This is a genomic window from Pseudoxanthomonas sp. CCNWLY206-1 (assembly GCF_039710385.1).
In the GTDB taxonomy this organism is placed as follows: Bacteria; Pseudomonadota; Gammaproteobacteria; order Xanthomonadales; family Xanthomonadaceae; genus Pseudoxanthomonas_A.
The window spans coordinates 149006-163644 of the sequence record NZ_JBDKXI010000009.1 but is presented as its reverse complement, the minus strand read 5'-3'; the positions used below and the strand labels follow the sequence as shown (position 1 = coordinate 163644).

The window sequence follows — 14639 nt, the reverse complement described above, 5'->3', positions numbered from 1 at the left end:
TCGTCATAATTCCGCTTCTGCTGCGGGGTGGAGCAGTCTGGCAGCTCGTCGGGCTCATAACCCGAAGGTCGCAGGTTCAAATCCTGCCCCCGCTACCAAGCTTTTCGGTGAGAAAAAGCCTCTTTTTGAGGCTCCTCACTGTCAAAGGCTCGGGCACGCGAAAGATGAATGTTCCCATCTTCGCACCGGAATCCAGCGTATCGGACAAGGGGCCCATCGGGCCCCTTGTTGTTTTCGTAATCCAGACATTTGTTGAAAGGTCACCACGTGAGCGACAAGGCTACCCAAATCGCTAACCTGCTGGCTCCAACGGTGCATGCCCTCGGGCTGGAACTGCTGGGCGCCGAATATCTGCCGGCTCCCGGCAGCGCCACGCTTCGCCTGTACATCGACGTGCCCGAATCCGAACAGGCTTCGCGCATGGTTGGCATCGACGACTGCGAAGCGGTCAGCCGGGAAGTCTCCGCCCAATTGGATGTGGAAGATCCGATTTCCGGCAACTACACCCTGGAAGTCTCTTCTCCCGGCATCGACCGGCCTCTGTTCACGTTGGCGCAGTTCGTTCGCCACCAGGGTGAATCGGCCAAAGTCGTGTTGAAATTGCCGCAGGACGGACGCCGGCGCCTGCAGGGCGTGATTACCCAAATCGAAGGCGAAAACGTGGTTTTTACGGTCGATGCCGCCGAGATGACGGTCGCATTCGATAATATCGACAAGGCTCGGCTGGTGCCCGACTGGGCGGCCCTGGGCTTTGCGCCTGAAAAGCCCAATGCGGGCTCTAATACTGGAAGCCGCAATACCGGGAGCCGTGCGAAGACAGCGGCTCCCAACAAGCCGGGGAAGGGCAAGCCCGCCCCGAAAAAGACACGCAAGCAACAACCCAACAAGCCGGCGGCCAACAAGCCGAGAGCGGAGTGATAAATGAGTAAGGAACTTTTGCTGGTGGTGGATGCGGTCGCCAATGAAAAAGGCGTGCCGCGGGAAGTGATCTTCGACGCGATCGAAGCTGCGCTGGCGTCCGCCGCCAAGAAGCGCTATCCGGAACAGGACGTGCAGGTGCGCGTAACGATCGACCATAAGGATGGCACCTACGAAACCTACCGCCGCTGGGAAGTGGTGGCCGATGACGTAGTGATGGAATCGCCTGACCGACAGATCCGCCTGATGGATGCTATCGACGAAAGCGATGACGTCGAAGTAGGCGATTACATCGAAGAACAGATCGAGAACCCCGATTTCGGGCGCATTTCCGCGCAGGCCGCCAAGCAGGTGATCGTGCAGCGTGTGCGCGAAGCCGAACGCGCCCAGGTGGTCGACGCCTGGAAAGACCGCGTAGGCGAGCTGGTGACCGGTGTGGTCAAGCGTGCCGAGCGCGGCAACATCTACGTGGATCTGGGCGGCAATGCCGAAGCCTTCATTCCGAAGGACAAGGGCATTCCGCGCGACGTGCTGCGCGCCGGCGACCGCGTCCGCGGCTATCTGTTCGACGTGCGCTCCGAACCGCGCGGCCCGCAGCTGTTCATCAGCCGAGCCGCACCGGAATTCATGATCGAACTGTTCAAGCTGGAAGTGCCGGAAGTGGGCCAGGGCCTGGTCGAGATCAAGGCCTGTGCACGCGATCCGGGCGACCGCGCCAAGATCGCGGTGTTGGCGCACGATACTCGCACCGACCCCATCGGCGCCTGCATCGGCATGCGCGGTTCGCGCGTGCAGGCGGTGTCGAACGAGCTCAATGGCGAGCGCGTCGACATTGTGTTGTGGAACGACAATCCGGCCACCTTCGTCATCAACGCGATGGCGCCGGCCGAAGTGCAGTCGATCATCGTCGATGAAGAAAAGCATTCGATGGACCTGGCCGTGGCTGAAGACCGGTTGGCCCAAGCCATCGGCAAGGGTGGCCAGAACGTGCGCCTGGCCAGCCGCCTGACCGGTTGGCAGCTCAACGTGATGACCCAGGACCAAGTGGCTGCCAAGTCGGAGGCCGAACAGGCCGTCGCCCGCCAGCTGTTCATGGACAAGCTGGAAGTGGACGAGGAAATCGCTGCCATCCTGGTCAGCGAAGGCTTCAACACGGTCGAGGAAATCGCTTACGTGCCGGTCGGCGAATTGCTGGCGGTGGAAGGCTTCGACGAAGACATCGTGGAAGAGCTGCGTGCCCGTGCTCGCGACGCGCTGCTCAACGAAGCGCTGGCCGAGGAAGAAGGTCTGGAAGAGCATCAGCCGGCGGAAGACCTGCTGGCGCTGGAAGGCATGGACGAAGAAACCGCTTACGCGCTGGCCTCGCATGGTGTCCGCACCAGCGAGGAGCTGTCCGATCTGGCCGCCGATGAGGTGGTGGAATTCGGCATTGAGGGACTGGATGAGGAACGCGCCGCGGCGCTGATCCTGGCCGCCCGTGCCGAGGAAATTGCTCGTTTAGAGCGTGGCGCATGAGCGCCACGAGGGCCCGTCCGGGGCGCGGCGAATGAGCCGTCGATGAACGCCGCCCTGGTAACCGCAGGGCTTAGAATCCGCGTTCCCTCCGCTACCGGCGTGGGGGCGCAAACAAGGTCATAGGATCCGAATGACGCAGCAAACCACCATCCGCAAGCTGGCCGAACTGGTTAATACCCCGGTCGAAAAACTGCTGGAGCAACTGGCCGAGGCCGGTATGAAGTTCAGCGGTCCCGACCAGGTCGTGACCAGCACCGAGAAGATGAAGCTACTCGGCTTCCTTCGCCGTACTCACGGCAAGACCGAGAAGCCCGTCGAGGACGCGGCCGCGCCGAAGAAGATCACGCTGAACCGGCGCAAGGTCCAGGAAGTGACGGTGGCTGCCGGCCGCACCAAGACCACGGTCAACGTGGAGGTCCGCCAGAAGCGGACCTACGTCAAGCCGACCGAACCGGAAATCCCGGCTTCGCAGTTGGAAATGGATCCGGAGCGCGCCGAAATCCTGCGCAAGCTGGAAGCATCCAAGCAGCGCAACCTGGAAGAACAGCAGCGCCTGGCCGAGGAAGATCGCCGCCGCAAGGAAGAGCTCGACCGTCGCCGCCAGGAAGAAGAGGCCGTGCGCGCCGAAGCAGAGGCTGCGCGTCTGCAGGCCGAAGCCGAGGTCGCTGCCGCCGCGGCAGGCGTGCCGGCCAGCGACGAAGAAGCCACCGCGCGTCCAGCCAAGCCGGGCGGACATCACGTGCCCAAGCCGGTGGTCCGCAAGGATCCACCGCGCGTGGACGATCGCGCCACCGCTGGCGCGCACAAACACAAGACCCGCGGTTCGCACGCCATGGTCGCCGGCGTCGAGGACGACGACAGCACCCAGCGCTTCGCTGGCCAGCTGCATCTGTCGGCCGCCGATCGCGCGCGCCGCACGACCTCGCGCGTCAAGCCGAAGCAACGCCGCCAAGTCGAGCAGGCGCGTGGCGGTGGCGGTCAGCACGGGTTCGAGCGCCCCACCGCGCCGGTAGTGCGCGACGTTGCGATCGGCGAAACGATCACCGTTGCCGATCTGGCGCAGAAGTTGGCATTGAAGGGTGGTGATGTAGTGAAGGCGCTGTTCAAGATGGGCGTCATGGCGACCATCACCCAGACCATCGACTACGACACCGCGGCGCTGGTCACCGAAGAACTGGGCCATGTGCCCGTGCGCGCCAGCAGTGGCGACGCCGAGGACGCGTTGCTGGCCCATACCGAGGAAGTGCAGGGTGAGAAGCTGCCGCGTCCGCCGGTGGTCACCATCATGGGCCACGTGGATCACGGCAAGACCTCGCTGCTGGATTACATCCGCCGCACCAAGATCGCCAGTGGCGAAGCCGGCGGCATCACCCAGCACATCGGCGCCTACCATGTGGAAACCGCGAAGGGCGTGGTCAGCTTCCTCGACACTCCCGGTCACGCGGCGTTCTCGCAGATGCGTGCCCGCGGTGCCAAGCTCACGGACATCGTGGTGCTGGTGGTCGCGGCCGACGACGGCGTCATGCCGCAGACGGTGGAGGCTGTGAAGCACGCCAAGGCGGCGGGCGTTCCGCTGATCGTCGCCGTCAACAAGATCGACAAGGCCGGTGCCGACCCGCTGCGCGTGAAGAACGAATTGCTGGCGCAGGAAGTCGTGGCCGAGGAATTCGGCGGCGACACCCAATTCGTCGAACTTTCCGCCAAGACGGGCCAAGGCGTCGACGAGCTGCTGGATGCCATCACGCTCCAGGCCGAAGTGCTGGAGCTGCGTGCAGCGCGCGATGGCCGTGCCACTGGCGTGGTCATCGAATCTTCGCTGGACAAGGGCCGCGGCCCGGTCGCGACCGTGCTGGTGCAACAAGGCACGTTGAAAAAGGGCGACTATCTGGTTTGCGGCATCCAATACGGCCGCGTGCGCGCGCTGTTCGACGAAACCGGCGGTCAACCGGCCGAAGCGGGTCCGTCGATCCCGGTGCAGGTGCTGGGTCTTTCCGGCGTGCCGGAAGCGGGCGACGACTTCGTCGTGGTCGAAGACGAGCGCCTGGCCAAGGATGTGGCGCAGCAGCGCGATGCCAAGCGCCGTGAATCGCGCCTGGTGCAGTCCGCCGGCAGCCGCATGGAAGACATCATGGCCCAGCTGGGCAAGGGCGAGGGCCAGTTGAGCCTCAACCTGATCATCAAGGCCGACGTGCAGGGTTCGGTGGAAGCGTTGCGTCATTCGCTGATCGGACTTTCCAACGAATCCATCCGCATCAACATCATCCACTCGGGCGTGGGCGGCATCACCGAATCCGACGCCAACTCGGCGGTCACCTCCAAGGCGACCATCATCGGTTTCAATGTGCGCGCCGACGCTTCGGCACGCCGCATCATCGAAACCAACGGCGTGGACCTGCGCTACTTCTCGATCATCTATGACGTGATCGATCAGGTGAAGCAGGTGGCCTCCGGTCTGCTGGGCGTGGAAATCCGCGAAGAGATCATTGGCGTCGCCGAAGTCCGCGATGTGTTCCGCAGTTCCAAGTTCGGTGCGGTGGCCGGTTGTATGGTCGTCGAGGGTGTGGTCAAGCGGAACAAGCCGATTCGCGTACTGCGCGAAAGCACGGTGGTATTCGAAGGCGAACTGGAATCGCTACGCCGCTTCAAGGAGAACGTCGACGAAGTACGCAACGGCACCGAGTGCGGCATCGGCGTGAAGGCCTACAACGACGTCAAGCCCGGCGACCAGATCGAGTGCTTCGAGCGTATCGAGGTACAGCGTACGCTGTGATGTAGGCAGAGACCGGAGACCAGAGACCAGGGGAAAATCGACGGCACTGCCGCCTTGGTTTTCCCTCTGGCCTCTGATCCCTGCTCTCCGGCCCCTGATCAGGAGTTCTCACCATGCCTACTAAATCCTTCTATCGTTCCGACCGCGTTTCAGCCCAGCTCCGCCGCGAGCTGGGCACGCTGGTGCATGAAGCCGTGCGCGAACATGGCTTGCCGTCGGTCAGCGTTTCCGATGTCGAAGTCACCCGCGACCTGGCCCATGCCAAGGTGTTTGTCACGGCGCTGATGCAGGAACGTTCGGCCGAAGCGGTCAAGGCGCTGAAAGAGCTGTCGCCCCAGATCCGCTACCAATTGGGCAAGGCCATGAAGCTGCGGCACGTGCCAGAACTGCATTTCCACTACGACGACTCCGTGGACCGCGGCGAGCGCATCAACAATCTGCTGCGCGACCTGCCTCCGCCTAGCGAACCCGAAGACGAGTAAGCTCCTCGACGAAGCTGCGACGCGGTGTGCCCGATCCCCGTAGGAGCGGCACCCGTCGGTAGGAGCGGCGTCCCGCCGCGAGCTCTTCTTGGCAGATCGCGATAGGAGCCAAGAGCTCGCGGCGGGACGCCGCTCCTACCGGTCCCGAGCCTTCGTGCCCCGTCAAAACAGAGACCTAATGGCCGCACGCCCTCGCTTCCGCCGCCTTGACGGCATCCTGCTGTTGGACAAGCCCCCGGGCCTGAGTTCCAACCAGGCGTTGCAGCGCGTGCGGCATTTGTTTCGGGCGGAGAAGGGCGGCCACACCGGCAGCCTGGATCCACTGGCCACCGGGTTGCTGCCGCTGTGCTTCGGTGAAGCCACCAAGATCGCCGGGCTACTACTGGGTTCGCGCAAGGCCTACGACACCACCGCTGTGCTGGGCGTCACCACGGATACGGACGATGCCGACGGCGCTGTTCTGCGCCAGCGGTCTGTGCCGCCGATCGACGCCGATCGGTTGGAAGCCGCCTTGGCGCCACTTCGCGGAGTCATCCGTCAGCGCGCGCCGATCTATTCGGCTTTGAAGCAGGGCGGGGAGCCGCTGTACGCCAAGGCGCGCCGGGGTGAAACCATCGAAGCACCAGAGCGCGACGTCGAGGTCCATGGCATCCAGATACTCGAGCATGCAGGCGATCGCGTGAAACTCCGCGTGGAATGCGGCTCGGGCACCTACGTGCGCAGTCTGGTGCGGGATATGGGAGAAACGTTGGGTTGTGGCGCGCATGTCGCCGAATTGCGCCGCCTGTGGGTAGACCCGTTCATGCAGCCGCGGATGTTCACGCTGGACGCGCTCCAGGCATTGGCTGAACAGGAAGGCGAAGCCGCCTTGGAAGCTTGTTTGCTGCCGATCGAAGCCGGACTGACCGGCTTTCCACGCCTCGACCTGGATGCCGAGTCCGCCCAGCGCCTGGGCAAAGGGCAGCGCCTGCGTGGCTATGAAGCATCGGCGGGCACATTGGCGGTCTACGGACCGGAAGGACGCGTCCTGGGGCTGGCGGTGGTGGATGCCGAAGGGCTGCTGTCGCCGCAACGATTGTTCACCTGGGCCTGTCCCGAAACGGCGCCAAAGCCAGTACCGCTGCAATAAAGCCTTGTTTCAAAAGGCGTCCGCGGCTACAATTTCGCGGCCGATTTCACGGCAACTCCCTTTTGCTTACGGCGAGCCCAGCGGTGCTCCGGTTTACTTCGGTATCTCCCGGCGTTCCTGCAGGCCACGCATCTCAGAGAAAAAACCTATGTCAGTAGATACCCAGAAAGTCATTGAAGAAAACAAGCGCAGCGCGAGCGATACCGGTTCGCCGGAAGTCCAGGTCGCCCTGTTGACCGCCCGCATCGAACAGCTCAGCGGCCACTTCAAGACCCACAAGAAAGATCACCACAGCCGCCGCGGTCTGCTGCAACTGGTCAACCGCCGCCGCAGCCTGCTCGACTATCTCAAAAAGAAAGACAACGAGCGCTACAAGACCTTGATCGAAAAACTGGGTCTGCGCCGCTAACCCAATACCCCGCCGCGGCGCAGAAATGCGCCGCGGTTTGCATTTCAGGGAATGGAATGCGCCTCACCCGCCAGCCAGGCAGACAACGTTTCAGCAGAGCCAGCGGCCGGAGCATCCGGCCACCCGCGTGCGGCATGGGTCGCGCACGGTCAATCCGTTAAGCAATATCCCTAAGGAATCAACGTGGCAAAAATTACCAAGACCTTCCAGTACGGCAAACACACAGTCACTTTGGAAACCGGCGAAATCGCCCGCCAGGCCGGCGGCGCGGTCATCGTCAAGTTCGATGACACCGTACTGCTGGTCACCGCCGTGGCGGCAAAGTCGGCCCGTGAAGGGCAGGACTTCTTCCCGCTGACGGTCGACTACCAAGAGAAGTTCTACGCCGGCGGCCGCATCCCCGGTGGCTTCTTCAAGCGCGAAGGCCGCGCGACCGAGAAAGAGACGCTGATCTCGCGCCTGATCGATCGCCCGCTGCGCCCGCTGTTCCCGGAAGAATTCCGCAATGAAGTGCAGGTCATCGCCACGGTGATGTCGCTGAACCCGGAAATCGACGGCGATATCCCGGCGCTGATCGGCGCCTCGGCAGCCGTCGCACTGACCGGCGCGCCGTTCAATGGTCCGATCGGTGCGGCCAAGGTTGGTTACATCAACGGCGAATACGTGCTCAACCCGACCGTCAGCGAGCTGAAGGATTCCAAGCTGGAGCTGGTCGTCGCGGGTACCAGCAACGCCGTGCTGATGGTCGAATCCGAAGCCGACCAGCTGTCCGAAGAAGTAATGCTGGGCGCAGTGATGTTCGGCCATCGCGAAATGCAGAAGGTCATCAACATCATCAACGAACTGACCGTTGAAGCCGGTACCAAGTCGTGGGACTGGTCGGCACCGGCCAAGAACGAAGCACTGATCTCGGCGTTGAAGGAGGCGGTAGGCACCCAGTTGGCCCAGGCCTTCCAGATTCACAACAAGTTGCAACGCCGCGATGCCATTGCCGCCATCAAGAAAGACGTGCTGCAGTCGCTGGCCGGCCGTGCCGAAGCCGATGGCTGGAGCGCTGCCGAACTGTCCAAGGAATTCGGCGAACTGGAATACCAGACCATGCGCGGTTCGGTGCTGAGCACCAAGGTCCGCATCGACGGCCGTGCCCTGGATACCGTGCGCCCGATCTCCTCCAAGGTCAGCGTGCTGCCGCGTACCCATGGCTCGGCGCTGTTCACCCGCGGCGAAACCCAGGCCATCGTGGTCACCACGCTGGGCACCGCGCGCGACGGCCAGGTGATCGACGCCGTGTCGGGCGAGTACAAGGACAACTTCCTGTTCCATTACAACTTCCCCCCTTACTCGGTGGGCGAAGCCGGCCGCATGATGGGCCCGAAGCGTCGCGAAATCGGCCACGGTCGTCTGGCCAAGCGCGGTGTGCTTGCCGTGATGCCGAGCCTGGAAGAATTCCCGTACACCATCCGCGTGGTCTCGGAAATCACCGAATCCAACGGGTCCTCCTCGATGGCATCGGTCTGCGGCAGCTCGCTGTCGCTGATGGACGCCGGCGTGCCGATCAAGGCGCCCGTCGCCGGTATCGCCATGGGCCTGGTGAAGGAAGGCAACGACTTCGTCGTGCTGTCGGACATCCTGGGCGATGAAGATCACCTAGGCGACATGGATTTCAAGGTGGCCGGTACTTCCAACGGCGTGTCCGCGCTGCAGATGGACATCAAGATCGAAGGCATCACCGAAGAGATCATGAAGAAGGCGCTGGATCAGGCCAAGGCGGGTCGTCTGCATATCCTGGGCGAAATGGCCCATGCGCTGACCACGCCGCGCCTGGAGCTCAGCGAGTTCGCCCCGCGTCTGCTGACCATCAAGATCCATCCGGACAAGATCCGCGAAGTGATCGGCAAGGGCGGCGCCACCATCCAGGGCATCACCAAGGAAACCGGCACCCAGATCGACATCCAGGACGATGGCACCATCATCATCGCCTCGGTCAACGCCGCCGCTGCGCAGGCCGCCAAGGCGCGCATCGAACAGATCACCTCGGACGTCGAGCCGGGTCGCATCTACGAAGGCAAGGTCGCCAAGATCATGGACTTCGGCGCGTTCGTGACCATCCTGCCGGGCAAGGACGGCCTGGTGCACGTCTCGCAGATTTCCAGCGAGCGCGTGGAAAAGGTCAGCGACAAGCTGAAAGAAGGCGATCTGGTGAAGGTCAAAGTGCTGGAAGTCGACAAGCAGGGCCGTATCCGCCTGTCGATCAAGGCCGTGGAAGAAGGCGAAGGCGTGCCGGCCGAATAAGCCGCCACGACATTGCAGGCTTCAAAAAAAGCGGGCTTCGGCCCGCTTTTTCTTTGCGTGTTTACCGTGGTTGGATCAGGTCTATGGGATTAACATTTGTGGGAGCGACGTGATGATGCGCTAGGCTTGGCATTCACAGGGGAATCTCATGAAGCCATTCAAAGCGCTATTGCTGGCCATCGTCTTCGCTTCATCCACTCACGCAGCTGCCCAGACACCTTTGCCTCTGCACATCGGTGGGCGAGTCGCGACCACCAGCGATGGCAAGCAGCCTATCTACCGTTATCAATGGCCCGCGGTGTATTTCGAAGCCGCGTTCGAAGGCTCCGAAGTTTCTGTGCGCGTGGCCGACGACACTAATCGTTTGCGCATTCTCGTCGATGGACAGCCAAGCGCCGTACTGGATCGCCCGGGTACTGTCGAACACAAGATCGCTAACCTGACCGAAGGCCGCCACACGATTCGTCTGGAAAAACTCACCGAATCGCAGAACGGTACCGGCACCTTCGAAGGGTTCTATATCCCCGCTTCGGGCAAGGCATTGCCGTCGCCATCGCGACCGCGCCAGATCGAGTTCGTCGGCGACTCGGACATGGTCGGTTACGGCAATACTTCCGCGACTCGCGAATGCACCGATGAACAACTATTCCTCTCGACCGACAGCCAGAAAGCCTATGGTGCGCTGGTGGCAAACCGGTTCAACGCCGACTACCAGGTCAATGCGTATTCCGGCATAGGCGTGGTGCGCAACTACGAAAGCACGAAACCGGACATGAGCATGACATCACTCTATCCGCGCGTACTGTTCGATAGTCCAATCGTATACAAGAACGAGGCCTGGAAGCCGCAGATCATCGTCGTCGGAATAGGCGCCAACGACTTCGTGCCCGCAGTCAAATCTGACGGTAGATGGAAGAACCAGCAGGCGTTGCGCAAGGATTTCGACAAGGCCTACGCGGACTTCCTGCGAATGCTGCGGAAGAAAAACCCCAACGCATTCATTCTTCTATTCGTGCTGGAAAGCTACGACACGAATTATGCCGCAGGCAACCACTTGGCCCTGAAAACGATGCAGGAAGAAGGCGACAAGCGCATCCACCTGCTCGCCTATCCCACGGTGGAAATCACCGCCTGCCACTGGCATCCATCACTCAAGGATCATGAGGCGCTTGCTGACACTATCAATGCTTATGTCGAAGCCCATCCTGAACTTTGGCAGGGGAGATAAGCGAACACCCGCAGCTATAAAAAAAGCCAGGTCTTCACCTGGCTTTTTTCCGCGTGGGGTCTACCGCTCGCGCCGCGTAATCATCCGATTCACCTTGCCGCGTCGTTGCCAATCCGGCACCACACGTTCGTGCGGTGAGAATCCGTTGTCGGCTCCGCTGGTTATCCCGCCGGTAGCGGAGGGGCTCTCCAAGGCCGGTGCTGAAGCCGCGACCGCCTGCGACTGCGCCGCGATATCGGTGCCTTGCACGATGCCCAGCGGAGCGTAGCCGGCATAGCCGGGGAATACTTGGCTGAGATTGGGATTGGCCATGCGGCGGATCAGGATTTCGGAGAACACACGGCGATAATCGGTGGTAACGGGTACGTCGCCAAAAGTCGGCGACAGCGTTTCCGGGTTCAGTCCCGGCCAGCTGCCGAAGAAGCGACGGCCGTTGACGGGCCCGCCCAGTACCAGCAACGGATTGCCGTAGCCATGGTCGGTGCCGCCATTGGCATTCGCACGGACGCGGCGACCGAACTCCGATTGCACGATCACCGTGACTCGCGACATCTCTCCACCGGCATTCAATTCGTTGAAGAACGCGTACAGCGCCGAAGACAGTTCGTTGATCTTGTTCTGATAGTAGTGATAACCGCTGCCCGCCGTGCCTTGCCCTTCATGGGTATCCCAGCCGCCCAGGTCCAACGTGGCATAACGCAGGCCCAGGTTGAAGCGGATCGACTGGGCGATGGTCCACAGTTGCTGCGCGAATCCGCCCGTGGGCCAGGTAGTGGGCAGGCTGGCGAAGGCTTGCTGACCGATGATGCCGAGTGCTCCGTTCGCCCGACGTCCCTCGATCTCCAGGCCGCTTTGGCCCACCCAAAGATCCGCCAACGTCTCGTTGATGCCGCGAAAACCCGCGGGTGCGCCGTCGCGGATTTTCTGCCAGGCATAAGCACCTGAATTCAATCCGAAATCGGAAGGGCTGCTCATCGTCAACGCATCGGTGGCGCCCATCAGGCCGGCTGGTTGCGTTCCGCTGACGCCCAAGGCCGGCAACGTGGCAGCTGGCGTGCCGCTGGCGCGGGTTTGCCAGGCGCGCGTCATCCAGCCGGTGCCAGAACCGAACTTGCCTGGCGTGCCCAGGTCGATATACAGCTGCGCGTCGAAGTGGCTGCGAGTGACCGCTGTGGACATACCGCAGGCATGCACGATCGCCAGTTTGCTGTCGTTCCACAGATCGCGCAGGCCGTTCGCCGAGGGATGCAGGCCGAATCCAGTCGCCGCACCGCCGCTCAACGTCAGCGGCAATGCGCCATACGTACCGGTGGCGGCGATCGAAAGATCTGGCCGGGCTTCTTCGTAGAACGTACGGTCCGCGCCGCTGATGGGCACCACCAGATTCAAGCCGTCCATGCCGCCGCGCAGGAACAGATGCACCACGGTGTCGTAGCTGTTCGCAGCCGCTGCGGCACCATCGGCGAAGATCAGGCTGCTGCCGGCAGCGCTGAGTACTGCCGCGCTGCCACAGCCTTTGACGAATTCCCGACGGGTCAGTTTGAAGTTGCTCATGTCGGTGTCCAGGGCCTATTAACGTTATTGGGATGAGTCACGTTGCTTCCCCGCCTTGCCAGGGGCTTGCCCTTGTAGGAGCGCCGTCCTCGGCGCGAGCTTTCGCTTCTACCGCAATCTGACAAGAAGAGCTCGCGGCGGGACGCCGCTCCTACAAAAGCGGACTCCTGGCGAGGCAGGGAAGCAACCCGAAGGGCCTGCCCCGTACTTGAAACGGCGGCCGCAACCCTGTGCGCGCGGGACAGCGTCATCATTCGTGCAAGTATCGACATACATTTCCTCATTCTTCCTTGCCCCGCACGCACTGGATTGCGGCGTGGCTTATCCCAATAGCGTTAATAGGCCCTAGCGGCTCAGGAATTCGGGGGACATCAGGATCAGCGACACCACGCTGCGCAGCCGCTGATGGTTGTAGTGCCGCTTCAGATCGCTCTGCTGCCAGACGTCGTTGTCCAGAATCACGTAGCTGTTGGGGTCGCCGTTTTGCGCCATGAAATTGACCAACACCTGCTTGCGCGTCGCTTCAGGCTGGTAGCCCAGGATGCGCTGGCACCAGAAGGTCACCAGATTATTGGCCGTCCACGAGGCCACACCGCTGCGGCTGGTCGCCAGGATCGGACTCAGCGGCACATCGGCGTCGGTGGTTTCTGTCAGCCAGTTCAGCAGTTTCCAGGTCATCGCGTATGAGTTGGAGCCCGACCACGCAATGCCGGTATCCGGAAAACCATTCGGCGCCGCCCAGTTGTAGGGCAGATGTCCGGTGAAGCCGGCCCGCCACATGAACTCATCGCTCTTGGCGTGGCCGGGACGCAGCGTCCAGTCATGTCCCAATACGCGCATGGCGGCGACCGTTGCCTCGAACGGGCGGCGTTTCTTGCGACCCCAGCTGTAGAAGAGGTCGTCGGAGTTGAGGATATGGCGCAGCGTCAGCTCTATCTGATTCGCGCTCTGCCAGTTTGCGCGGAAGACGGCAGCGGCGCTATCGATCAACGGCTGCGAAGGTGTGTCGCTGATGAAGCGGCGGATCAACTTCTTGCAGATGAACTTGGCGACGCGCGGATGGCTGGCCAAGCGATCCAGCACATCGCGGCCGTCCTTCATGGCCGGTTGCTCGGGATAGATCAGCATCCCCAGCAGGAATTTCGGCCCCGCATCGTGCCAGGACTGGCGGTAGACGAACGTGCCATCGTTTTCGGTAGGAAATTCCCAGTGCCCGTTCTTCGCCGACCAGCCTGTGAAAGCGGCCGAGGTTTCGTACACGTCGATATCGGTATAGCCGATGGGATAGTTGGGGTCTTCCGGCGAGGGTGGCACTTGGAACGGATCGGTGAAGCCCAAGTAGTTTTCCGCGCCAAACGTATGCAACTCCAGCAGCTCGCGGGCGAAGTTCTCGTTGGGACCGGAGCGGGAGTTATTGAGGTTGTCCAGGTAGTAGAGCATCGCAGTGCTCTTGGCCACCGCTTCCAGCATCGCGCGGAAATTGCCTTTGGCATTCGCGCGGATGACGTCGCGGGCGTAGTGCGCGTAGACCGGGCCGGTGTTGAATTCATTCGCCAGCACGTTGAAGTGATCGTGCCAGAAGTTGACCAGCACCTCGCGCAGCTGGCGGCGCGAATACACCGCGCGGACATAGGCAGCGCGTTGCACTTCCGTCGCCGGACGCATGCGGACGGCGTTCTCGGGATCGGCGACGATGTGATCGGCCCACAGCTGCGTCAGGCTTTTTCCCAGCGTCGTGTAACCAGCTGAGGTCAGCCGGCTCTCCACCGCCGCGTCGCTGATATTGTCCCAGTCCAGTTGCCAATCTACGTAGTTCGCCAGCCGTTGCCGGTCGGTGCTGCCCAGCGCGTTGAATTCGGCGATGGTGGTCGGCGTGGCACCATAGCTCAGATGGTTGAGTGCCTGCACGGCGAACGGAGGCCGCGGCAAGGTGACCAGGCGCGGCAGGGACATGCCGGCGCTGATTTTTCCTTCAGGGCTGGTGACTTGGGTTTCTGCTGCCGCCTCGTCGACGGCCTTTGGAGCGACGCGGCCACCGCTCTTCGAACCATACAGCCGGCGATGGCGTTCGCGGACCTGCTGCTCCAGGCTGGGCTGAGCCGGGGCGGACGTAACCGGTTTGACCACCTGTCCGGTTGCGGTTTCTCTGCGGGTCAAACGATCGAAACGGCCGCGGAACATAGTCCGCCGCAAGCTCACGAGGCGTCGCGCCATCTGGAATTCCTGATTTCCCCAATCAGCGCAGAGTATTAGCTAAGTCGCGGCCGATGAATGCGACGGGCTGCACAAGCTATTCATCCGTTGGTCGGGATAGCCTGACGTGCTGGCAAGCCGTCCGGGCG

10 protein-coding genes and 1 tRNA gene are annotated in these 14639 nt (G+C 62.2%); 9 read left to right on the top strand and 2 right to left on the bottom strand.

Annotated features, from left to right (window positions below; translation table 11 throughout):
- Window positions 1-21: 21 nt before the first annotated feature.
- The 9 genes from AADW18_RS18660 to AADW18_RS18620 all read left to right on the top strand — a co-directional run bounded on the left by AADW18_RS18660 (window position 22) and on the right by AADW18_RS18620 (window position 10743).
- Window positions 22-98, top strand: a tRNA-Met gene (locus AADW18_RS18660).
- Window positions 99-267: 169 nt separating this feature from the next.
- On the top strand, window positions 268-918 hold the full coding sequence (gene rimP / locus AADW18_RS18655; protein ID WP_337344905.1) for a ribosome maturation factor RimP: 651 nt from the start codon (window positions 268-270) through the stop codon (window positions 916-918).
- A gap of 3 nt (window positions 919-921) precedes the next feature.
- Entirely contained in the window at window positions 922-2433 is a 1512-nt protein-coding gene (gene nusA / locus AADW18_RS18650) for a transcription termination factor NusA (protein ID WP_337344904.1), read from the top strand.
- A 130-nt stretch (window positions 2434-2563) separates the two neighbouring features.
- The gene (gene infB, locus AADW18_RS18645) at window positions 2564-5203 is read left to right on the top strand and encodes a translation initiation factor IF-2 (RefSeq protein WP_337344903.1); all 2640 of its coding nucleotides are present in this window, start codon (window positions 2564-2566) and stop codon (window positions 5201-5203) included.
- Between the two features lie 113 nt (window positions 5204-5316).
- Window positions 5317-5685: a 30S ribosome-binding factor RbfA gene (gene rbfA, locus AADW18_RS18640; protein WP_337344902.1), complete on the top strand. Its 369-nt coding sequence runs from the start codon at window positions 5317-5319 to the stop codon at window positions 5683-5685.
- A 178-nt stretch (window positions 5686-5863) separates the two neighbouring features.
- A complete protein-coding gene (truB, locus tag AADW18_RS18635) occupies window positions 5864-6814 on the top strand; it encodes a tRNA pseudouridine(55) synthase TruB (RefSeq protein ID WP_337344901.1) in 951 nt (316 codons plus the stop codon).
- Window positions 6815-6962: 148 nt separating this feature from the next.
- The gene (gene rpsO / locus AADW18_RS18630) at window positions 6963-7223 is read left to right on the top strand and encodes a 30S ribosomal protein S15 (RefSeq protein WP_337344900.1); all 261 of its coding nucleotides are present in this window, start codon (window positions 6963-6965) and stop codon (window positions 7221-7223) included.
- Between the two features lie 183 nt (window positions 7224-7406).
- Window positions 7407-9515 (top strand): polyribonucleotide nucleotidyltransferase, encoded by a 2109-nt coding sequence (pnp, locus tag AADW18_RS18625; RefSeq protein ID WP_337344899.1) that lies wholly within the window; start codon window positions 7407-7409, stop codon window positions 9513-9515.
- A 148-nt stretch (window positions 9516-9663) separates the two neighbouring features.
- A complete protein-coding gene (locus AADW18_RS18620; protein WP_337344898.1) occupies window positions 9664-10743 on the top strand; it encodes an SGNH/GDSL hydrolase family protein in 1080 nt (359 codons plus the stop codon).
- A 60-nt stretch (window positions 10744-10803) separates the two neighbouring features.
- On the opposite strand, the gene AADW18_RS18615 is transcribed toward AADW18_RS18620, so the two are convergent.
- Window positions 10804-12297, bottom strand: a complete 1494-nt coding sequence (locus AADW18_RS18615; RefSeq protein ID WP_337344897.1) for a DUF1501 domain-containing protein — start codon at window positions 12295-12297, stop codon at window positions 10804-10806.
- A 345-nt stretch (window positions 12298-12642) separates the two neighbouring features.
- A complete protein-coding gene (locus tag AADW18_RS18610; protein ID WP_337344896.1) occupies window positions 12643-14511 on the bottom strand; it encodes a DUF1800 domain-containing protein in 1869 nt (622 codons plus the stop codon).
- Window positions 14512-14639 lie beyond the last annotated feature (128 nt).

What these genes read in the sequence shown, in the direction of transcription:
- nusA (WP_337344904.1), top strand. Translation starts at nt 922, where the DNA reads ATGAGTAAGGAACTTTTGCTGGTGGTGGATGCGGTCGCCAATGAAAAA.
- infB (WP_337344903.1), top strand. Translation starts at nt 2,564, where the DNA reads ATGACGCAGCAAACCACCATCCGCAAGCTGGCCGAACTGGTTAATACC.
- rbfA (WP_337344902.1), top strand. Translation starts at nt 5,317, where the DNA reads ATGCCTACTAAATCCTTCTATCGTTCCGACCGCGTTTCAGCCCAGCTC.
- truB (WP_337344901.1), top strand. Translation starts at nt 5,864, where the DNA reads ATGGCCGCACGCCCTCGCTTCCGCCGCCTTGACGGCATCCTGCTGTTG.
- rpsO (WP_337344900.1), top strand. Translation starts at nt 6,963, where the DNA reads ATGTCAGTAGATACCCAGAAAGTCATTGAAGAAAACAAGCGCAGCGCG.
- AADW18_RS18620 (WP_337344898.1), top strand. Translation starts at nt 9,664, where the DNA reads ATGAAGCCATTCAAAGCGCTATTGCTGGCCATCGTCTTCGCTTCATCC.
- AADW18_RS18615 (WP_337344897.1), bottom strand. Translation starts at nt 12,297, where the DNA reads ATGAGCAACTTCAAACTGACCCGTCGGGAATTCGTCAAAGGCTGTGGC.
- AADW18_RS18610 (WP_337344896.1), bottom strand. Translation starts at nt 14,511, where the DNA reads ATGGCGCGACGCCTCGTGAGCTTGCGGCGGACTATGTTCCGCGGCCGT.